We start from the raw sequence: 19,729 nt of genomic DNA on the forward strand, positions 1-19,729 counted from the left end.
GGCCGTTGCCGCTTACTCGGCCAGGTTGGTGCCCGCACCGGCGGTGGCGATCACCTTGGCCTTGACCTGTGCGGCCGGGGTGATGCTGTAGGTGTAGCCCAGCGGTTCGGGGAACACCTTGGTGGTGATCCAGTTGGTGGCGTTGGCGTAAGGCTTGCTGCCGTCCGGGGTGCTCCAGGTGATGCCGCTGCCGACGTAGTTGTTGATCAGGTCCCAGTAGCCGATCTCGCTGCTGTCGCGCGAGGTCACCGGGTTCTTGATGTTCTCGAAGTAGTTGGACTCGATCTTGGCCACCCCGCCCATGCGCACGTTGATGCCCGAGGTGGTGACGTTGTTGAAGTAGTTGTTGTAGATGTGGCTCAGCCCGCGACGTTGCAGCGGCACGCGCGATTCGACGTTCTCGAAGCGGTTGTGGTGATAGGTGGTGCGTGCGGCCGAGTTCTTGGTGTCGCTGTCGCTGTATCCGTTGAGCGCGACCTTTTGATAGTTGTAGACGTGGTTGTAGGACACGGTGACGTGATGGGTACCCTTCTTCATGTCGATGCCGCCGTCGAAAGACGCATCGCCGGCACCCGAGCACTTGGTCAACGAGGCGAACACGGTGTTGTGGTCCACCCAGATATTGGACGGCGAGCCGCTGGAATTGCCCTCCAGCGAAATCGAGTCGGCATCTTCACCGCCCTGCAGCAGGCCGATGGTCATGTTCTGGATGATGACGTTGCTGGAGTTGCCCACCACCCAAAGCCCGAAGTTGGCCGACGAGCCGTTGGCCCCCTTGATAGTGATGTTGCTCTTGTTCTTGATCTGCACGGTCTTGGCCGGCAACTTCCACTGTGCGCAGACGTCCTTGATGCTGCTGAAGTCGAACTTGCCGGTGTAGTTGAGCACCAACCCGCCGCTGCCGGAATAACTGTCGATCGCAGCCTGCATCGCCTCGAAGGTGGTCACAGTGACCGGTGTCTTGTTGCCGCCGCCGGTGGTGCCGGCACCGTACCCGACCGGGGCGGCGATGGCGCCCGCAGCGCAGGCGGACAGTGCAAGCGCAACTGCGCCCTGGAATGTCTTGATGATCATGCAGCCTCTCCCAAAGAAGTGGAAAAGCGATGCGTGCTGCCTGCGCCGTAGCGACGACAACAGCAAAGCGGTGCGTGGGGGCCGCATTCTTCGCGCGATTTAAAACATAAAACAATTATCCATCACTGAAACTTTGACGCACCACGGTGTTCTTCTGGCAGGACATGCAAAAGAGACAGCGGAAGACACCCGGGACAGGACACCGCTGTGTCGTGCGCGCTGTTTTTTTATGTAGGCAGATGTGTTTTCCATGCATGCAAACGCAGACTGATGGCGGTTTGCTCACGCGCGCTTTCGACCGCAGTTGCTAGTGGCAAATGCGCTCTCCAAAAATCCATATGCATTTACCGGACGCGACGCGGTGGTAGCTGCACACGACCGCGTGCTGTGAGTCGTCAGAGGGAGTGGTGCGTAGCAGCAGTGCCATCGCACCAGCGCGCGGTTTGCGCGGCATTACATGCGCTGTGCTGAAGACGAGGCGTGACTGCGCTTTGGATCACTCGCGACAGTGGGCGAGCGCTGGCGCCATGACAAGTCTATCGGCAAGGTCAGGCCACTTCAGCGCGACCACGTGGTGCCTGAGGGAATGTCCGACCGCAGCGTGGTGATCAGCAGTGGATGCGTGGAGGTAGCGACACGCCGTTGCGGCGCATCTGCGTGTCCCAAGACGACGACTCTTAAAACGTTGCCACACCGACGCTTGCGATGCGCAGGCCGCAGCGCAGGCTGCATCGAGACGCACCGCAGCAGCGCCCGGCAGGCCTGGCACGCTCGGGATCGCGCGGACTCACGCGCCCCGCCCCACCGGCTCACACCGCGCGGCTGGCCAGCGTGGACGCATGCGCCAGCTCCGCACCGGGCCACGGCGTGTGGTCGTCGAGGAAGTTGCCGACCAGGCGCATGCACGCCGGGCGCTCTTCCACATGCGGCATATGGCTGGAATTGGCGAACACATGCCACCGCGCGTCCGGGATCAGACGCGCGTACGGCTCCACCGTTTCCGGCGTGGCTTCATCGTACTTGCCCGACAGCACCAGCGTGGGCACGCTGATGCGATGCAGGCGCTCGATGATGCTCCAGTTGCGCAGGCTGCCGACCACGTGGAATTCGGTCGGACCATTCATGGCGTGGTACACGGTCGGGTCGGCATCGATGGCGGCGAAGGTGCGCGCCACGTCGGCAGGCCACGGCAGCACGCGGCAGACGTGCTGGGCGTAGAACACCTGACTTGCGGCGCGATAGGCCGGGGCGTCCAGGGTGCCGGCCGCTTCGTGCGCATCCAGCACCGCCTGGATGTCCTCGGGCAGGCGCGCGCGCAGCCGTAGCGCGGCAGCGCGCCACAGGCCCATCGACGCCGGCGAGTTGGCAATCACCAACGCACGCAGGCCGGCCGGCCGGCGCACCGCATGCTCGGCGGCCAGCATCCCGCCCCAGGACTGCCCCAGCAACGCGTACTGCGACAGCCCCAACTGCGTGATCAGGGCCTGCAACTCGTCCAGAAACAGCCCCACCGTCCAGAAGCCGGGGTCGGCATCGGGCAGATGGGTGGACTTGCCGTTGCCGAGCTGGTCGTAATGGATCACCGCGCGGCCGTTGGCGGCCAGGTCCTTGAAGCTGTCCACGTAGTCATGGGTGCAGCCGGGGCCGCCGTGCAGCACGATCAGCGGGCAGGCGTCGCTGCGCAGGTCGCCGGTGATGCGGTACCAGGTGCGGTACCCATGGAATTGGACGGAACCCTCGGTGGACTGCATGACCTACGCCTGCTGACGGCAAGAATGAGCGCCGAGCCTAGCGGGCGAACCGCCGCGCGTTAACTGGCAAAACTCCCAGGTTCGCGCTGCTTTCGGGGACAGACGCCCGACGAAGGCGATGCGATCCAGCTGCGCATGCCGTTGGTGGCCCGGATGGCCATCGACCAGCACCGCGATGGCACGCGCCACTCGCAGGTCTTGGCCAGGGCGAACTCGCTATCGTCTGTCGCCTATCGCTGAGGCGTCGGCGCAGCCGCCGAACCAGACGCGCCTACGGCTCCAGCAACCGGTAATGCATGCCACGCACCACGGCCTCGACGCGATTGCGCGCACCCAGCTTGCGTGCTGCCGAGTTCAGATGCAGGTTCACCGTGGCGGTGGAACGGTTGAGCGCAGCGGCGATGCTCTTGGCTGTCAGCCCCCTGGCCGAGTACTGCAGGCATTCGCGCTCGCGGCGGGTCAATGCAATGTGGTGGCAGCGGCGTTCCTGCGGATCGAGCAACTCCTGCGCACGTGCCTGAAAGGCATGCGCCAGCAGCAGGAAGGGCGACAGCTGCGCTTCGGCCAGCCGTGGCGCCTCGGCCGCGACGGCGTCCACCGCGGCGCTGAATGTCGCAAACGCGCCGCCTGGCAGATGCAAGGGCACGGTGACACCGGTTCCCATGCCGCTATCGCACAGATAGCGCGTGACCTGCCGATGCTGGCTGCCGACGTATTCCACGCCCTCCATGTCGCCATCGTTGCGATAGGACCACACGAATGGCGTGGTACGCCGCGTGGCACGCTGCTGAACCGGGTCATGTTGGTAATACCCGTGCTCGCACCAGACGTGCTGCATATCGCCCGGCGCGTTGCGCTGCATGAAGACCGACGGCGTGATCAAGGCACCTTCCAGACTCAGCGGGACCGGTGCGTAGTCGTAGACCAACGACTGAAAGCCCAGTCCGCAGACATCGCCAAACACCCGATCCAGGCAGGCATTGAGCGTGTGCAGCGCCTGCAGGTCGCGGCCCAGGCTGGCCAGAGTGTCGAACATGGTGGGTCCTTCGGTGTCGACGTATGCCGCTGGAGCGCATCCAGCATGGAAAACCTAGCATTTTTACCAATGGATGGGCTTGGCGGCCACATTATGGTCACAATGCCAGGCCGGCAATTGCGCTGCAGCATCGCCGTTCAGACGCTCTACCGCGTCTGCGTTGCGACCCGGCACTCCTTTCAGCGGACACCTGCATGACCGACACACCCCGCCGCGACGACGCGGCTACGCTGGAACGCTTTGGCTACACCCAGGAACTCAAGCGGCAGCTCACGCTCAAGGACCTGCTGATCTATGGGCTGGTGTCCATGGTGCCGACCGCGCCGTTTTCCATTTTCGGCGGCGTGTTCGACATCAGCGCCGGGATGGTGCCGCTGACCTACCTGGTCGGCTTCGTGGCGATGCTGTTCACCGCATTGAGCTACCAGCAGATGTCGCAGGCGTTTCCGGTGGCCGGCTCGGTGTATGCATATGTGGGGCGCGGCCTGAGCAGCGGCATGGGCTTTCTGGCCGGCTGGGCGATCCTGCTGGATTATCTGCTGGTGCCCACGCTGCTCTACGTGGTCGGCGCCAACGCCATGCACAACGTGCTGCCGGCGGTGCCGCAGCCGGCGTGGATCGCCTTCTTCGTGGTGCTCAACACGCTGGTCAACCTGCGCGGCATCGAAACCACTGCGCGTGCCAATCGCGTCTTCCTCTACGCGCAGCTGGTGGTGCTGGCAGTGTTCGTGGTGCTGGCCACCGTGGCGATCCAGCATGGCGTCAATGGTGCGCAGTGGAGCCTGCGCCCCTTCTACAACCCGCAGGCCTTTTCGCCGCAGCTGATCTTCAGCGCCTTGTCGGTGGCGGTGGTGTCGTTCCTGGGCTTCGATGCGATCTCCACGCTGTCGGAAGAGGCCCGTGGCGGCAACCGCGTGGTCGGCCGGGCAACCCTGCTGGCGCTGTTGCTGGTGGCCGGCCTGTTCGTGCTGCAGACCTGGCTGGCCGCGCTGCTGCAACCCACCTTGCAACGCTATCCCAGCGCGCAGGCCTCCAACGATGCCTTCTTCGAGATCGGGCGCCTGATCGCCGGGCCGTGGTTGCAGGTCGTCATTGCGCTCACGGTGGCAATCAGTGCGGCGATCGCCAATTCACTGGTGGCGCAGGCCGCCACCTCGCGGCTGCTGTTCGCCATGGCACGCGACCGCCAGCTGCCCGCCTTCCTGCGCTACATCCATCCACGCACCGGCGTGCCGCAGCGCGCCATCCTGCTGGTGGCAGGCTTGAGCATGGTGCTGGGCGAAGTCTTCGTCGGACAGATCGCGCTGCTGTCCTCGCTGTGCAACGTCGGCGCACTGACCGCCTTCATCCTGTTGCACGTGGCGGTGCTGTGGCATTTTCGCGGACGGGGCCGCAGCCTGCTGTTGCATGTTGCGACGCCGTTGATCGGCATCCTCATCCTGGCCTACGTGCTGATCAATGCCGACCGGCATGCGCAACTTGGCGGTACCGCCTGGATGGTGACCGGCCTTGCGGTCCTGGCGTTCTTGAAGGCCAGCGGCCGCTCGACCGACTTCCGCGCCAGCGACGCGCTGGAATAACCTGCAGCGCCTTCGCCTACAGGCACTACCCGTGCCGACATCGGGGGAGCGCACGCCACCTTCAGGCCTGCGCGGGTGAGGGCCGCAAGCCTTTCCACATGCGGCCTGCCTGTATCGCCTGACGGCTCGATCCAGGCGCCGCTGCAGATGCAGTGCACGATCGCGTTGCTGCCTGTATGGCGGTGTACGTGGTGCAAACGATTAAGGCGCGCTTGCGCTGCGGCGCCTCGCGCGTGTGCAAGGCAAGATGGCTGCGCGTGCACGCGTGGAGTTGCGCGCAGAACGCGATTATCTTTTTGTGGACTGCCAATCTCTGAACGAGATTTTCAGCACATATTCAGCTTTAAACATTCGCTAGTCTCGTTCGGCGCCAACGATGGCGCCCGCAGGATGTGGCCCCCGCCGCAGCCTGCCGTTCCCTGACGAGAAGGACTACCCATGAATCGCAAGAATGCGTTGTACCTGGCGCTGTTTTCCGCCGTTTCCGGCTCCGCACTGGCAGCGCCGCCGACCGAAATGGACGCAGCGCCGGTGAACACCGCGCCGCAAGCGGCCAAACTCGGTGCGGCGACATTGCAGTCGGCAAGTCTGCGTGGCGGCATCCTGCCCACGCGTGTGGTGCAACTCACTGCGCCCACCGGTACCGAGATCAGTCGCGTGCGTGAGCGCCGCATCGCACAGGTCAAACATGGGCAGCCCTTGCAGATCGGTTTTTCGCGCACGGTCGCCAAGCCCTTGGTCAACCTGGCCACGCTTGACTGGCAGATGGCCAAGGATGGCTCGCGCGTGGCGACCCTGAAGGTCGGCTCCGCGCAGGCAGCCTCGCTGCGTGCATCGCTGATCCTGCGTGGCGCCGGCGCCACCCCGGGTGATCCGTCCAAGGTGACGCTGCGCTTTGCCGGCGACGACGGCCGGGTGTTCGAACAATCCGGTGCCAGCTTCGCCGCCGGCGGCGATGCGATCGGCTGGTCGCCCACCGTCAGCGGCGAGAATCTGCTGGTGGAACTGTCGCTGCCGGCCGGCCAGTATCCGGAGAACTTCAGCCTGAGCATCCCGCAGCTGTCGCATCTGGACATCAGCCCCACCGCCAGCCCACGCGACATGATGACCATTGCCATCGGCGAGAGCGATTCATGCCAGAACGATGTCGTCTGCCGCGCCAATCCCACCGCCGGTTTCACCAATGCCGCAAAGGCGGTGGCGCGCATGGTGTTCACCACCAGCCAGGGCTCGTTCCTGTGCACCGGCACGCTGCTCAACAACACCAACTCGCCCAAGCGCAACCTGTTCTGGACCGCGGCACATTGCATCAGCACGCAGACCGTCGCCAACACACTGCAGACGTACTGGTTCTACGATGCGGCCAGCTGCAACGGCAACACCGCCAGCGCGCAGGCCACCACCTTGACCGGCGGTGCGTTCCTGCGCCACGCCAACACCACGCGTGACACCGCATTGCTGGAGCTGAAGACCGCACCGCCAAGCGGCGCGTTCTACGCGGCATGGAACAGCGCGGCGATCGGCGCGACCGGCACATCGATCGTCGGCATCCACCACCCCTCCGGCGACGTCAAGAAGTATTCGCTGGGCACCGTCAATGGATTGAGCACCAGCATCGACGGCAAGAGTCCGCTGTATCGGGTGGTGTGGAACGATGGCGTCACCGAGGGTGGCTCGTCCGGCTCGGGCCTGTTCACCGTCGCCAGCGGTGGCGCGTACCAGCTGCGCGGCGGCCTGTACGGCGGCTACTCGTACTGCACCGCGCAGACCGATCCGGATTACTACTCGCGCTTCTCGGACGTGTATTCCAGCATTTCCACCTACTTCGGCCAGTAAGCGGGTGATGCACGTGGCAGGCGGGGTCTCGCCTGCCACGTGCGACGACGCCTGGCCTGCGCCGATGCGGTCGATTGTTTGGCCTGCCTGAAGGATCGGTCCAGTTGCCCCGTTCTGTGTGCTTCGATGGTGCTGCGTCGCCCTGCGGACATTATCGAACACGCGCGTCGAGCCGCCTGCAGCACTTCATCTGCAGCGTGCGGATGATGCAGACTTGGCAGATCCTCCTTCACCTGGATCGGCATGCCCGTTCAACGCACTCCTCACCTCGTTGCCGCAGCTGCACTGCTGGCCTTGTCGCTACAGGTCACCGCCAACGCAGCCGGCGCACCAGCCAATCGCGACGACGTCAAGGCATACGCGCTTCAGCTGTGCCTGGACAACAACTACGAACGCAGCGGCAAGTACACTTCCGACCAGCTACGCGACCGCTCGTATCTGCTGACGACCTATGCGCTCGACAATGCCAAGGTCGGCGCCACCGAGCGGCTGCATCGCTTCGTGGGCGAGCAGACGGCGGACTTCCATCGCGCCGAGGTGCCGATGAAGGACGAAGCGCGCCGCGGGCCGTTCAACAGGATCTTTGCGCAATGCATGGCGTTCTATCGTTCGCCTGCGTTGAACGAGTTCATCGCGCACAAGCTCTGACGGCCATTGCGGCAAGCTCACCGTTCGAGCGCGACGGCTGGACCGGCGCGACCGATCCAGCGCAGCTCCCCCGCCCGCAGCGTACGGCGCGGCTGCCGCGCTCCGGTCTTCGGGCGCGCAGACATCCGTGCCGGGATTTGCGTGACGCAGTCGCAGGCCCGACCACCTCGCGATCGTCTGACGCAGCGCCGCGCGCCGCCTGGCACATCCTCCCCATGCTTCGACAGGAGCCGTCATGTCCGCATCTTCTCCACGCACTTCCCGCCGCCAGCTGCTGCGTCTCGCGCTGGCTGCGGGCACGCTGGGCGTGGCGAGCCCGCTGGGTGCCGCACTCCGGCGCGAGCCGAAGGACGCCATTGCGGCAGCGGACCCGGCATCGCCAGCGCCCTTCCCGGCCAACGGCAGCGTGCTGGTCCTGCTCGGCACCAAGGGCGGCCCCACGCCCTCACCGCTGCGCGCCGCAGCCGCCAATGCGCTGGTCATCGACGGGCAGCCGTATCTGATCGACTGCGGCAACGGCGTTGCACAGCAGCTGGCCAGGGCCGGCATCCGCCTGCCCGCGCTGCGCGACATCTTTCTCACCCACCACCACTCCGATCACAACGCCGACCTGCTCAACGTGGTGTGGCTGGCCTGGGCGAGCGGGCTGCAGACGCCGGTGCGGTTGTATGGGCCGCCCGGCATCGCCAGCATGGTGGATGCGTTTGTCGACATGAATGCCATCGACATCGATGCGCGCATCCGCGAAGAAGGCCGCCCGCCGTTCAGGCAGCTGATTCAGGTGCACGAGTTCGACCAGCCCTGCATGGTGCTGCAGAACGACCAGGTCACCGTCACCGCCACGCTGGTGGATCACTACACCCTCAAGCCCGCATTCGCGTACCGCTTCGCCACGCGCGAGCGCACGGTGGTGTTCTCCGGCGATACGCGCTACCTGCCCGCACTGGCCGACTTCGCGAAGGACACCGACATCCTGGTGCATGAGGTGATGTACCTGCCCGCACTGGAAAGGATGCTCAAGACCAACGACAACGCGCCGACCTTGCTCGACCATCTGCTCAAGAGCCACTCCACCAGCGAGGACGTCGGCAGGATCGCAGCGGCAGCCAATGCGAAGATGCTCGTGCTCAATCACTTCGTGCCCGGCGGCGACCCGACGATCACCGATGCCATGTGGAGCGCGGGCGCGCGCAAGCACTATGCCGGGCCGATCGTGGTCGGCAGGGATCTGATGCGGTTGTAGGCGAGCAGCTGGGCACGGTGGTGATGGACTGGCTGCGCGCTGTTGCCAGCGTGGCCCACCTGCGGCTGACGGCACTCCCTCGCGGCGCGATCAGCGATGCGAGATCGAAAACGTCGTGCGGGCAGCATATGAACCACCAAGCGGCACTGCATCGCGGTTGGTCGCCTGCCTACGCCACGACCGGGCTGCGCAAGCCCCACACGCGTTCCCCGGCCTTGCAATACGCGTCAATGAATGCCTGCTGCGGGGGCATCTGGTCCACCGCGTGCCGGATCGGCTGGGCAATGCCCTCGAGCAGGCGACGCAGATCGTGATCGGACATCGCGCGCGCCAGCGGGTGATGCTGTGCGGGCACGATGCCCTGCCCCATCAAGACGTGGGTCCAGGAGTCTACGCGGAACAGTTCATCGGCCGCTTGCCAGGCATGTGCGCGCTCGCGCCAGGCGCGCAGGCGCAGCGCGAGCGATGCGGGCAGCTCCATCGCGCGGCACTGGCGCCACAGCGGCTCGTCGCGCTGGGTGGCGTGGTAGTGCAGGATGATGAAGTCGCGCACGTGCTCCATCTCGGTGCGGCTGATGTCGTTGAACAGGTCCACCTGCGAGGGCGCGATGCCGTCTGCCGGGAACAGGGTGATCAGCCGCACCACTGCGGCGATGGTGAGATGGATGCTGGTGGATTCCAGCGGTTCGATGAAGCCGCTGGCCAGGCCCAGCGACACCACGTTCCGGTTCCAGGCCTTGCGCCGGCGTCCGGTGCGGAACGGCACCAGCCAGGGATCCTTCAGCGCTGGCGCGGCCACATCGCGCAGCAGCCTGGCATGCGCTTCGTCGTCGGACAGGTGCTTGCTGGAAAACACCAGGCCGTTTCCCACCCGATGCTGCAATGGAATCTGCCAGCGCCATCCGGCTTCGTGCGCGATGGCACGGGTGTACGGCACCGGCGGGCCAAGCGCTTGGGTCTGCACCGCCACGGCGCGATCGCAGGGCAACCAATGGCTCCAGTCTTCGTAACCGGTGTGCAGCGCCTGTTCGATCAGCAGGCCGCGAAAGCCGCTGCAATCGATGAACAGGTCGCCCTCGAGCACCTGCCCGTCTTCCAGCACCAGGCTGGCGACATCGCCACTGTCCGGCTGCAGTGCCACCTGCTGGATCCTGCCCTCGATGCGCCTGACACCGCGGGCCTCGCTGCGCGTGCGCAGGAACCTGGCATACAGCGCGGCATCCAGGTGATAGGCGTAATTGACCGCGGGCTCGCGCAGCAGTGCGAAGCGATCCAGGCGCGAGGCCACGGTTTCCAGGCAGTAATCGCCAAAGCTGCCCGGCATGCCGCGGCGCTGGCTTTCCAGCCATAGATGATGGAAGGCGCATACCAGCGTGCTCTGCCCGGTGACGCCGAACGGATGGATGTAGCGCTCGCCCTGGCGGCGCCAATGCTCGAAGGAGATCGACAGTTTGAAGGTGCCGGCCACCGCGCGCAGGAATTCCTGCTCGTCGATCTGCAGGAAGCGATGGAAGCTGCGGATCGGCGGCACCGTGGATTCGCCCACGCCCACGGTGCCGATCTGCTCGGACTCGACCAGGGTGATCTCCAGCAGGTCGCGGAACTGGTGCGACAGCGCGCAGGCGGCGATCCAGCCGGCGGTGCCGCCACCGGCAATGATGACCTTGCGAATCGGGGCCTGGCTCACTGCGCGCTCCTGTGGGGTGGATGTCGGTTGGCCGGCACAGCATCGTGCTCGAACGTGTGGGTGACGCAGAAGCCACGCAGTGACCGCTCCCCTGGGTGGCCCACGCGGATGCCGCACACCGGTCGCGCCGGCAGGCGCAGCTGCGCAGTGGCCCGGCCAGTCGCCTGGACGCCGATCGCGCACATCAGCGGTTGAGCCTGCCGATCAACATCGCACGCAGCTGTCGCGCGAGGATCGGGTCGATCGGGCCCAACGCATGCCGCGCCTGCTCGGGCAGGTGTTCGCCCGCGCGCTCGGCCGGACCGAACACGTAGTAGTCGAACAGGGCGCGCCACGCCGCTTTCTCCGCTGCCGGGCGGTCGCGGATGGACCATAGCGCGTGATGCAGCGCCGGCATCGGCGCCGGCAGGTGCGCAGGCACGCTGCTCCACCAGTAGTTGATCAGCACGTTGAATGGCTGCAGCGAGTGCACGTGATGCCACCACATGCCGGGAATGAACAGGGCATCGCCCGGCTCCAGCACGGCGGTGCGTGCCTGCGCCAGCGCCTGGGCGAAGCGTGGATACCGCAGCAGATCCGGGTTGGCGATATCCACCATGCTGACGACCTGCCCGCCCGGCGTGAGACCCAGCGGGCCGGGATACAGGTTGGCCACCTGCGCGGGCGGAAACAGCGTGAAGCGACGTTGCCCCACCGCGCAGCACGCCAGGTTGTTGGGGACATCGTAATGGCAGGAGGCGATGACGCGATTGCCGATCCAGATGCTCGGCTGCACCGCGATGCCGCTGGCGACCACATCCAGATCATTGCCCGCGCGCAAGCCCGGCAGGTTGTCGTCGATCGGCAACGACGCCAGGTAGTAGGTGGGCGGCTGCGGGTCATCGCGATGCGTGACGATCGCCTCCAGCAAGCTGCTCAGGCTGCCACGTTGCACATCGAAATTCAGCGCGCTGCAATCGTCGCTGTAGAACGGGCGGCTGGCGATCTCCGGGCCGCCATGGGAATACAGCAAGGCGCGCCCGCCATCGTGCGCGCGCAGCAGCGCCATCGCCTCGTCGGCGCTGCGCAGCCCGGCCTGCACCAGCGACCAATGGCGTGCGATGCCACGCAGCACCACCGGCTCGGCCGCCTCGCACAGCGCAGCAAGCGGCAGCGCGCCGGGATGGCAATCGCGGCGCTCGGCGATGGGCGCGATGGAGGAAATGGCTGCGCCGGTCGTCATGCGCTCAGGCGAATGCGGCGGTCGCAGATGCAGCGTGCACCTGCTGCAGGCGGCGCTGCTTTTCGGCCATCAGCCGGCGCACGTTGTGCAGCGAGGCCAGCATCAGGAACGCAGCTTCCAGATGGCCGGCCCGGTGCAATTGCTGCAACGACGACGCATCGAGTGCGGCAAGCCGCTCGCGGTCGACGACGAACAGGCCTTCCAGCGTGGTCGCGTGGGTGGCATCCAGCGTGACATCCAGCTGCACCGGCTGGATCAGCCCCAAGGTGTCGAAGGCGGCCGCCATCGCCTGGCCGGCATCCACACCGTCGCGAATGCCGCGCAGCACATCGATGACATGCTCCAGATATGGGCTGTGGCCACCCTGCGGCAGAAACACCGCCTCGCCTTCATGGCGGCTGACGCGTGGATGCTCCAGATCGACGTGGATCACCGGCTCCTGTGCCAACACGCCATCAATGCGCTGCTCCTGGAAGCCGATCAAAAATGGCCCCTTGGCCACGATGCCCGGCAGATAGCTCGCTGCCCAGCGCCCCTCCTGCAGGAACAGGTTCTCGTCCTGCGCAAAGCCCAGCAGCGCCACCGACTGGTAGCCGCCGGCGGCAGGATCCTTGCGAAAGAACAACGGGTACTCGCGCTGCAGCTCGGCGTACTCGGTGACAAAGGCCGGCACCAGGCCGAGCGCGTCGCCGAACTCGGCACCAAAGCGCAGGATGACGCGCAGATCGTGATGCGCCACGTTGTTGAGCACTGCGTATCGCGTCATCTGAAACTCCCACGGTGCTCCGCGATGGAGCACCGCATTACGAGGAATGCGTCGATCGCGCCGCCCGGTGCCGCGCCTGCCGTGGCGAGCATTGCCAAAAAGCGACAGGCCGGCAAGCGGCAAAGCAGCATGGGAGCCAGCCCTGCCGCAAGCCGCGTCGCTGCGCCCACTGGGAGGTGAGCTGAGCGCAGCCGGCCTGTCAGAACGCGTAACGCACACCCAGCGTGTAGCGCGGCTGCTGGTCGATCAGGCGGATGATCTGCTTGTCCGAGCGCCCATGCCAACGCACGTCTTCGCCGGTCAGGTTGATCGCCTCAAAGCCCACGGAAAGCTGCTTGCTGAAGCTGTAGCTGACGCTGAGATCCCACTGCTGGTAGGCCTCGACGTAGTACGGATTGCGGTTGGCATTGTCCTGGTTGGCGGCGATCAGGTATTCGTCGCGCCAGTTCCAGGCCAGACGCGCGCTCCAGCCGTATTTTTCGTACATCAGCATCACATTGGCGGTGTCGCTCAGGCCGAGCAGCGCGAACTGGTCGCGATCGATCACGGTATTGTCGAAGCCCACATCGCCTTCGACGATGGTGTAGTTGGCATAGATGCCGAAGCCGGTGGTGTCGAAGAAGTACTGCCCGCCCAGTTCCCAGCCGTGGATATTGGCCTTGTTCTGGTTGACCGGGCGCGACACATCGAACTGATACAACGGGTCGGAGGCATTGCCGACGATGTCGTAGGCGTTCTCCAGTGCCAGGCTCTGCGCGGAGCTGCCGTTATAGGCGGCCAGCCCGCCGGTGGCCGCGGCGTTGCGCAGCAAGGCCATCGCCGCAAACAGCGAGGTGTCGTTGGCCGAGCACGCGGCGGCGACGTCGTTGCCCGACGCCCCCACTTGCGCTGCGCAGGCCCCGCTCTGCAGGAACGCCAGCGCTGACTGTGCATCCGGGCCGGAGGTGGGATCGCTCAGCCCGTACAGGGATTCGCGCGAGACCGTATTGCCGATGAAGTTGCTGACGCGCTTGTTCCAGAACGTGGCCGACACGTAGCTGGCATCGGCGAAGTACCACTCCAGCGCCAGGTCGAGGTTGTCCGATTCCAGCGGATCCAGCTGCGGATTCTGCGCGCTGCCGCCGGCCCGGTTGGAGGGATTGATCAGGATCGAGCCATTGGGCGTATTCGGCGTCGGGCCGGCGATCAGGTTGTTGTAGGGCGCCCGTGCGATGGTCTGGCCGAACGAGGCGCGCCCCTTCAGCTGATCGGAGATGTCGATGCTGAAGTCCAGATTGGGCAGGATGTAGTTGTAGCTGGTCTTTTCGCTGAAGGGCTGCTGCTCGGTGGAACGCAACAGCTGGAAGTCGTTGTTGGCCTGCCACAGCAACGCCGTGGGCGTGGCCACCTGCGAGGTGGATTCCACATCGGTACGCTCGTAGCGCAGGCCCAGCCGGGTATTGGTGGTCATGCCGGAGATGTCGCCCTTCAGTTCCAGCTGCACGTAGGCGGCGCGGGTCTTCTCTTCCACCTGGTTATCGGCGCTGTACTGCGGGTTGTAGCGGGTCGTGGCGCCGTACTGGCTGCCACCCCACAGCGCCAGCTGATCGGCATCGCCGCGCCATGCATTGGGCGCGGCGCCGTTGGCGTTGAAGTCCTTGAACATGCCGGTGATGCTCACCGGGCGCAGCAGTGCCTGCATGCCGGGCTCGTTGCCGGCGTTGGCCACGCCCCAGTCGCCCAGCGTGGAGTTGGTGTCGCTGGTAAGCCGGTTCATGGTGGTATTGGCGGTACTCACGCCGAACTGGAAGCGCCCGTCCTCGAAGTCGAAGGTGCCGTCCATGCGGCCTTCCTTGATCTCGGTGACCTGCGATTGATAGAAGATGCGCAGGACCTGCGAGCCTAGTTCGGCGGGGGTGAAGTCCGGGTTGAGCACGCCGTTGGTGCCGGCCAGCGAATCGGCCGCGGTGGGATACCAGGTGCGCGCGCCGATCGGCAGCCCGCCATTGAAACGCAGCTCCTGCCCCCACTGGCCGCCGCAGGACGGGCCGTTGCTGCAGTTGTTGGTGCCGGCGAAACTGAAATACGTGGCGCTGCCGCCGGTGACCGGGTCGTTGGGCAGGCTCTTGGTCTTGGAGTTGTGCGCATCGAAGGACAGCTGGAAGCGGTCGTTCACCTGCCAATCGGCATTGAAGCCGAGCGAGCCGAGCGTGTACTTCTGCTCGTTGCGCTGCTGCTCCATGCCGAAGTCCTTGGCACCGTTGGGCACATCGCGCAGGTACACCGGCGTGGCCACCGCCTGGCCGGTGTCGAAGGTCAGATCGGTGAAGCTGTTGGCGCGCTGCAGCCAGATGCCCTGCTCGCCGCGTTCTTCGCGGATCTCGTTGGACGAATAGGTGTAGTCCAGGGTCAGGGTCAGGCTGTCGCTGGGGGCGAACTGCATCACCGCCTGGCCGTTGGTGCGCTCGCGCTGGAAGTCGGCGAAGGCATAGCGCAGGTCGTTGGGCATGCCGTACAACTGGCCGATCGCCGGGGCGTTGGTCACCACCGCATCCGGACGCAAGGCCGGATCGGTGCCGGTCCAGCGCTGGATGTTCCAGGTGTTTTCGGTGGCCTGCACCGAGCCGCCGTGGCGCTTCTGGTAACTGCCGCTCAAGCCGATACCGAAGGTCTTGTCGGGATTGGTGTAGCTGAAGATGCCGGAGACTTCGGGGGTGAGCGAATCGCCGAACGGCTGCGAACGATCCGACACCATCTTGGCGCCGGCATTGGCCACCACGCCGGAATGGTTGAACGGCTTGTCGGTCTGGATGTTGATGGTGGCGCCGATCCCCCCGCTGGGTGCGGTGGCGCGGCTGGTCTTGTAGACCTCGATCCCGGTGATGGCCTCGGAGGCGAGCTGGGCGAAATTGAACGCACGCGTGCCCACATCCACACCCCCGATCGGGGTCTGGCCAGGCGCGCCGAATGCATCGGCACCGGGAATCAGGCGGCCGTTGAGGGTGACCGTATTGAACTGCGGGCCAAAGCCGCGTGCGGTGACCTGCGCGCCTTCGCCGTCGCGGCGCTCGATCGAGATGCCGGTGATGCGCTGCAGCGACTCGGCCAGATTGGTGTCGGGAAATTTGCCGATGTCTTCGGCGCTGATTGCATCCACCACGCCGGCAGCGTCGCGCTTGATGCCCATCGACTGGTCCAGGCTGCTGCGGATGCCGGTCACATTGACCGCATCGAGCGTGGTGGCGGTTTGTGCGCTGGACTGCGGCGGCGACACCTGCTGCGCAGGAGCCTCCTGCGCGAAGGCCGGATTGATCACCAGGATGCCACCGACAAAGGTGAACATGGCCTTCGACTTCACATTGCTCAACGTACGACGCATCGATCTATCCTCGGGTCTGGTCCAACACCCACGGCCGTGGTCGCGGAATGCGACGCGGCGCTTGCCTGGCCACGCACCTTGGACGGCACACGACCTGTCTGCCTGCAGCACTTCATCGGATCCGCCGCCTCGAACGCCGGCAGATCCCCCTTGATGCCAGCCGTGCGTGTGCCACGTTCCTGACGAACGCGGCCTGCGCCTCAAGCTGTACAGCACCTGCGACTGCCTTCCCAATCGGAACGCCTGCGCCCCGCGTGCCATCGAGCGCCCCTGCGCGCAACCCCGTGCCAGCACGCGATGCAGGACTGATAGCGCTAACACGCGGCGCAGCCTAGTCACGCGTGCCGGGGCTTGTCACCGTGCGTTGCAGCAAACACACAAGGCCACACGCAGGCACGAAACACCGCGCGCGCTTGAGTCCGCAGCCCGGATGCAGACGCAGCGTGGCTGTAAGCGTTACCAGCGGGCGACCGCAAAAATTGCGCCGCAATGGCGTTGCCGCATCTCATTGCCGCGCAGCGCGGACACGGCATGGAACCGTTGCGCAAAGCGTCGCGGTGATCACAACGCGGCAGCCTTCAGTGGCGATGCGCTCGGCGACGCGTGCACCTGGCAGCTGGCGCCGATGCGCGCGCATCGCGGCGCGTCTGCGCATGACATCGGGCCGCACGCCGCCACGAAAAACGGCGCAATCGCTGCAATCGATTGCGCCGTTGGTGGCGGTGAGACGGTGTGCCGCAAGCCTGCAACAGCTGCGCCATTGCAGCGCCGATGCATGCATCGGCAGCCGCTAGCCGATCGTGTTTACCTGGTTGTCGCCACGCTGGGCATCGGGCAATACATGGTCCGGATCCAGCGTCACATGCAGCACTTTCTGCGTGGTCGGCAGCGTCAGCTTGGGTGCGGTGGTCTGCAGCCAGGTTTCCACCGGCACGCGACGGTCCAGATGGCTGCCGTCGGCCAGATCCACCCGCACGGTGACCGGCATCACCAGCTTCTGGCTGCTGCGCAGCGTGAGTTGCAGGCCCTTGGCAGGATCGTGATCGATGTAATGGGCCTCGCTGATGCCCATATCCAGCTGCCAGTTGTTGAGATACCAACCGCGCCACCACCAGGCCAGATTCTCGCCACTCTCGCTTTCCATCAGCCGGAAGAAATCCGATGGCGTGGGGTGCTTGTAGGCCCAGGTTGCGATGTATTTGCGAAATGCCGGATCGAAGCGTTCCGGCCCGAGGATCTGCTCGCGCAACAGCACCAGCCCCAATGCGCCCTTGAAATAGGTCAGTGGATGGCGGTAGGTCTCGCTGGTGGAATCGGCATTGTCCATCAACGTCGGCGCGCGGGTATCGGCCAGCAACGGCAGGATTTCATCGACCGGGTTGCCGCCCTTGGGCGCATATTCCGAGTCGCGCTTGGGTGCGTACTCGCCCTTGTTGAAGGCATCGGACGCATAGACATCGATGAAGGTATTGAAGCCTTCGTCCATGAATGCATGCCGGCGCTCATTGGAGCCGACGATCATCGGGAACCAGGTGTGGCCGATCTCGTGCGCGGTGATCCAGAACAGCTCCTTGCCGCCATCTTCGAAACCGTCGAAGACGATGCCGGGATACTCCATGCCCGCGCCGTAGCCGCCCAGGTTGATCGCGGCCGGCCACGGATACGGATACCACTGCGAGAAATGTTCGATCGCGCCTTTGACGTATTCGGTGGAGCGGTTCCACTTGTCCGCGCCCACGCCTTCCAGCGGGTACACCGACATCGCCAGCGACTGCTTGCCGCCCGGCAACTTGATGCGTGCGGCATCCCATACAAACGCAGGCGAGGCGGCAAACGCCACATCGCGGGTGTTGTCCATATGGAAGCGCCAGGTGCGCGTGCTGCTCCCCGCCGGCCTGGCAGCGCGCGCGCCCACTTCCTCGGGCGTGCGGATCAGCACCGTGCGATCGCTGCCACGCGCCTGTTGCAGGCGTTGTTGTTCGGTGCGGCTGAGTACCTCGGCCGGATTGGTCAGTGCGCCGGAGCCGGCCACCAGGAAGCCCTCGGGCACGGTCACCGCATAGTCGAAGTCGCCGTACTCCAGATAGAACTCCGAGCCCAGGTACGGCTGCGTGTCCCAGCCGCGCAGATCGTCGTACACGGACATGCGCGGATACCACTGCGCAATCTCGTAGATCTCGCCCTGCTTGCTGGCACTGACCGCGGTACGCCCGCCCCAGGTGCCCGGGATCGTGTAGCGGTAGCGGATATGCACGGTCAGCGCCTTGCCCTGCCCCGCCAACGGCTGCGGCAGGTCCACCCGCATGCGGGTGTCGTCGACGACGAAGTGCGCAGGCTGGCGACGCCCGCCGTCGTCGATCTCGACACTGGCGATCTGCATGCCGTCGGTGAACTGGGTCCGGCGCGACGGCCGGCTGGCGGCAGCACGCGCATCGGCGCGGTAGATGTTCTGGTCCAGCTGCAGCCACAGCACGTCCAGCGTGTCCGGGCTGCGGTTGGTGTAGTGGATCGCCGCCTCGCCCGTGAGCGTGTGCGTTGCCGGGTCGATGCTGGCGTTGAGGCTGTAGTCGGCGCGGTTTTGCCAGAACAACGGCCCGGGCACGCCGCTGCCGCTGCGGTAGGCGTTGGGTGCGTCGGGCAGTTGCAGCGGTGCGAACAGGGCCAGCGGATCGAACGTGCTCGCCGGCGCGGTGGCGTTGGTTGCAGGCGCGGCCTGCGCGTTGGCGGTGATGCACGCCAGCGACAGCGCAACGGCGAGTGATCGGCGCAAGGTGGGGAACATGCGTAAGGTCCTGCGGCGGAGGGAATACCCATCCTACGGTCGCCTTCGCCCCTCACGGCACTGCCATTGGTCCCGGTTGCGGCTGTGAACCCGGGACGGCGACAGGCGCGCCCGGGGCATGCAAGCGGCGCAGCGGCTGCGGCCCGCGCACGGCCTGCAGATACCGATCGCGCCCGCGCTGCCGTCAGGCAGCACAGCCGGCGCGCTCCTCCTCAGTCGGCAGCAAGCCGCGACAATCGCAAGGCACCATCCCCACCTTCGGCCAGCGTGTCGCCCGGATTGCTCAACCGGCAGCGGCGCAGCGACAGACAGCCGCAGCCGATGCAGTCGGTGAGCTGGTCGCGCAAGGCCTGCAGCTCGGCGATACGCGCATCCAGCTGCCCACGCCAACGCGCCGACATGCGTGCCCATTCCGCACGGGTGGGCGTGCGCTGGTCCGGCAGCACCGAGAACGCGTCCAGCACCTGCTGCAACGGCACGCCGAGCCGTTGCGCGACGCGGATCACGGCGATGCGTCGCAGCACATCGCGCGCATAGCGGCGCTGGTTTCCTGCCGTGCGCAGGCTTTGGATCAGGCCTTTGCGCTCGTAAAAATGCAATGCCGACACCGCCACGCCACTACGCTTGGCCACCTCACCCACCGACAATTCACGCTGCATTGCCTTGACCTCAACCTTGGTTGAGGCAGGATGCTGCGCGGCCACGAGCGGTGCAAGCACCGTGCTCATGGTTCTACACACTGCCGT

At 65.6% G+C, this 19,729-nt stretch carries 13 protein-coding genes; 4 read left to right on the plus strand and 9 right to left on the minus strand.

Annotation, left to right across the window (positions count from 1 at the left end):
• Window positions 1–12: 12 nt before the first annotated feature.
• From H7A86_RS14440 to H7A86_RS14450, 3 genes are all read right to left on the minus strand, one after another.
• Window positions 13–1,074: a pectate lyase family protein gene (locus H7A86_RS14440; protein WP_119131185.1), complete on the minus strand. Its 1,062-nt coding sequence runs from the start codon at window positions 1,072–1,074 to the stop codon at window positions 13–15.
• 809 nt (window positions 1,075–1,883) lie between these two features.
• A complete protein-coding gene (locus H7A86_RS14445) occupies window positions 1,884–2,825 on the minus strand; it encodes a proline iminopeptidase-family hydrolase (RefSeq protein ID WP_119131184.1) in 942 nt (313 codons plus the stop codon).
• A gap of 271 nt (window positions 2,826–3,096) precedes the next feature.
• Window positions 3,097–3,861: a LuxR family transcriptional regulator gene (locus H7A86_RS14450; RefSeq protein ID WP_119131183.1), complete on the minus strand. Its 765-nt coding sequence runs from the start codon at window positions 3,859–3,861 to the stop codon at window positions 3,097–3,099.
• A gap of 194 nt (window positions 3,862–4,055) precedes the next feature.
• Here H7A86_RS14450 and H7A86_RS14455 point away from each other — a divergent pair, with 194 nt between their 5' ends.
• The 4 genes from H7A86_RS14455 (at window position 4,056) to H7A86_RS14470 (ending at window position 9,168) form a co-directional block, all read left to right on the plus strand.
• Window positions 4,056–5,441, plus strand: coding sequence for an APC family permease (locus tag H7A86_RS14455; protein ID WP_119131182.1), 1,386 nt, complete (start codon window positions 4,056–4,058; stop codon window positions 5,439–5,441).
• 438 nt (window positions 5,442–5,879) lie between these two features.
• On the plus strand, window positions 5,880–7,277 hold the full coding sequence (locus H7A86_RS14460) for a trypsin-like serine peptidase (RefSeq protein ID WP_119131181.1): 1,398 nt from the start codon (window positions 5,880–5,882) through the stop codon (window positions 7,275–7,277).
• Window positions 7,278–7,520: 243 nt separating this feature from the next.
• Window positions 7,521–7,925 carry a hypothetical protein gene (locus tag H7A86_RS14465; protein WP_119131180.1) on the plus strand — a complete coding sequence of 135 codons (405 nt, stop codon included), beginning with the start codon at window positions 7,521–7,523 and terminating at the stop codon, window positions 7,923–7,925.
• A gap of 235 nt (window positions 7,926–8,160) precedes the next feature.
• Window positions 8,161–9,168 carry an MBL fold metallo-hydrolase gene (locus H7A86_RS14470; RefSeq protein WP_119131179.1) on the plus strand — a complete coding sequence of 336 codons (1,008 nt, stop codon included), beginning with the start codon at window positions 8,161–8,163 and terminating at the stop codon, window positions 9,166–9,168.
• A 169-nt stretch (window positions 9,169–9,337) separates the two neighbouring features.
• Here H7A86_RS14470 and H7A86_RS14475 read toward each other — a convergent pair whose 3' ends face one another.
• From H7A86_RS14475 to soxR, 6 genes are all read right to left on the minus strand, one after another.
• Complete coding sequence (locus H7A86_RS14475; protein ID WP_119131178.1) at window positions 9,338–10,855, minus strand: tryptophan halogenase family protein; 1,518 nt, start codon at window positions 10,853–10,855, stop codon at window positions 9,338–9,340.
• Between the two features lie 184 nt (window positions 10,856–11,039).
• Window positions 11,040–12,077, minus strand: a complete 1,038-nt coding sequence (locus H7A86_RS14480) for a cupin-like domain-containing protein (RefSeq protein ID WP_119131177.1) — start codon at window positions 12,075–12,077, stop codon at window positions 11,040–11,042.
• 4 nt (window positions 12,078–12,081) lie between these two features.
• Window positions 12,082–12,843, minus strand: coding sequence for a SapC family protein (locus tag H7A86_RS14485; protein WP_119131176.1), 762 nt, complete (start codon window positions 12,841–12,843; stop codon window positions 12,082–12,084).
• Window positions 12,844–13,042: 199 nt separating this feature from the next.
• Window positions 13,043–16,201, minus strand: a complete 3,159-nt coding sequence (locus tag H7A86_RS14490; protein WP_164739155.1) for a TonB-dependent receptor — start codon at window positions 16,199–16,201, stop codon at window positions 13,043–13,045.
• A 790-nt stretch (window positions 16,202–16,991) separates the two neighbouring features.
• Window positions 16,992–18,983 (minus strand): M1 family metallopeptidase, encoded by a 1,992-nt coding sequence (locus H7A86_RS14495; protein WP_167766399.1) that lies wholly within the window; start codon window positions 18,981–18,983, stop codon window positions 16,992–16,994.
• 212 nt (window positions 18,984–19,195) lie between these two features.
• Window positions 19,196–19,642: a redox-sensitive transcriptional activator SoxR gene (gene soxR, locus H7A86_RS14500; RefSeq protein ID WP_119131503.1), complete on the minus strand. Its 447-nt coding sequence runs from the start codon at window positions 19,640–19,642 to the stop codon at window positions 19,196–19,198.
• Window positions 19,643–19,729 lie beyond the last annotated feature (87 nt).

Origin of the sequence: Xanthomonas euroxanthea, assembly GCF_903989455.1 — a bacterium.
GTDB classification, from domain to species: domain Bacteria; phylum Pseudomonadota; class Gammaproteobacteria; order Xanthomonadales; family Xanthomonadaceae; genus Xanthomonas; species Xanthomonas euroxanthea.

Coding starts and splice junctions, on each gene's coding strand:
- H7A86_RS14440 (WP_119131185.1), bottom strand. CDS start 1,074: ATGATCATCAAGACATTCCAGGGCGCAGTTGCGCTTGCACTGTCCGCC.
- H7A86_RS14445 (WP_119131184.1), bottom strand. CDS start 2,825: ATGCAGTCCACCGAGGGTTCCGTCCAATTCCATGGGTACCGCACCTGG.
- H7A86_RS14450 (WP_119131183.1), bottom strand. CDS start 3,861: ATGTTCGACACTCTGGCCAGCCTGGGCCGCGACCTGCAGGCGCTGCAC.
- H7A86_RS14455 (WP_119131182.1), top strand. CDS start 4,056: ATGACCGACACACCCCGCCGCGACGACGCGGCTACGCTGGAACGCTTT.
- H7A86_RS14460 (WP_119131181.1), top strand. CDS start 5,880: ATGAATCGCAAGAATGCGTTGTACCTGGCGCTGTTTTCCGCCGTTTCC.
- H7A86_RS14465 (WP_119131180.1), top strand. CDS start 7,521: ATGCCCGTTCAACGCACTCCTCACCTCGTTGCCGCAGCTGCACTGCTG.
- H7A86_RS14470 (WP_119131179.1), top strand. CDS start 8,161: ATGTCCGCATCTTCTCCACGCACTTCCCGCCGCCAGCTGCTGCGTCTC.
- H7A86_RS14480 (WP_119131177.1), bottom strand. CDS start 12,077: ATGACGACCGGCGCAGCCATTTCCTCCATCGCGCCCATCGCCGAGCGC.
- H7A86_RS14485 (WP_119131176.1), bottom strand. CDS start 12,843: ATGACGCGATACGCAGTGCTCAACAACGTGGCGCATCACGATCTGCGC.
- H7A86_RS14490 (WP_164739155.1), bottom strand. CDS start 16,201: ATGCGTCGTACGTTGAGCAATGTGAAGTCGAAGGCCATGTTCACCTTT.
- H7A86_RS14495 (WP_167766399.1), bottom strand. CDS start 18,983: ATGTTCCCCACCTTGCGCCGATCACTCGCCGTTGCGCTGTCGCTGGCG.
- soxR (WP_119131503.1), bottom strand. CDS start 19,642: ATGCAGCGTGAATTGTCGGTGGGTGAGGTGGCCAAGCGTAGTGGCGTG.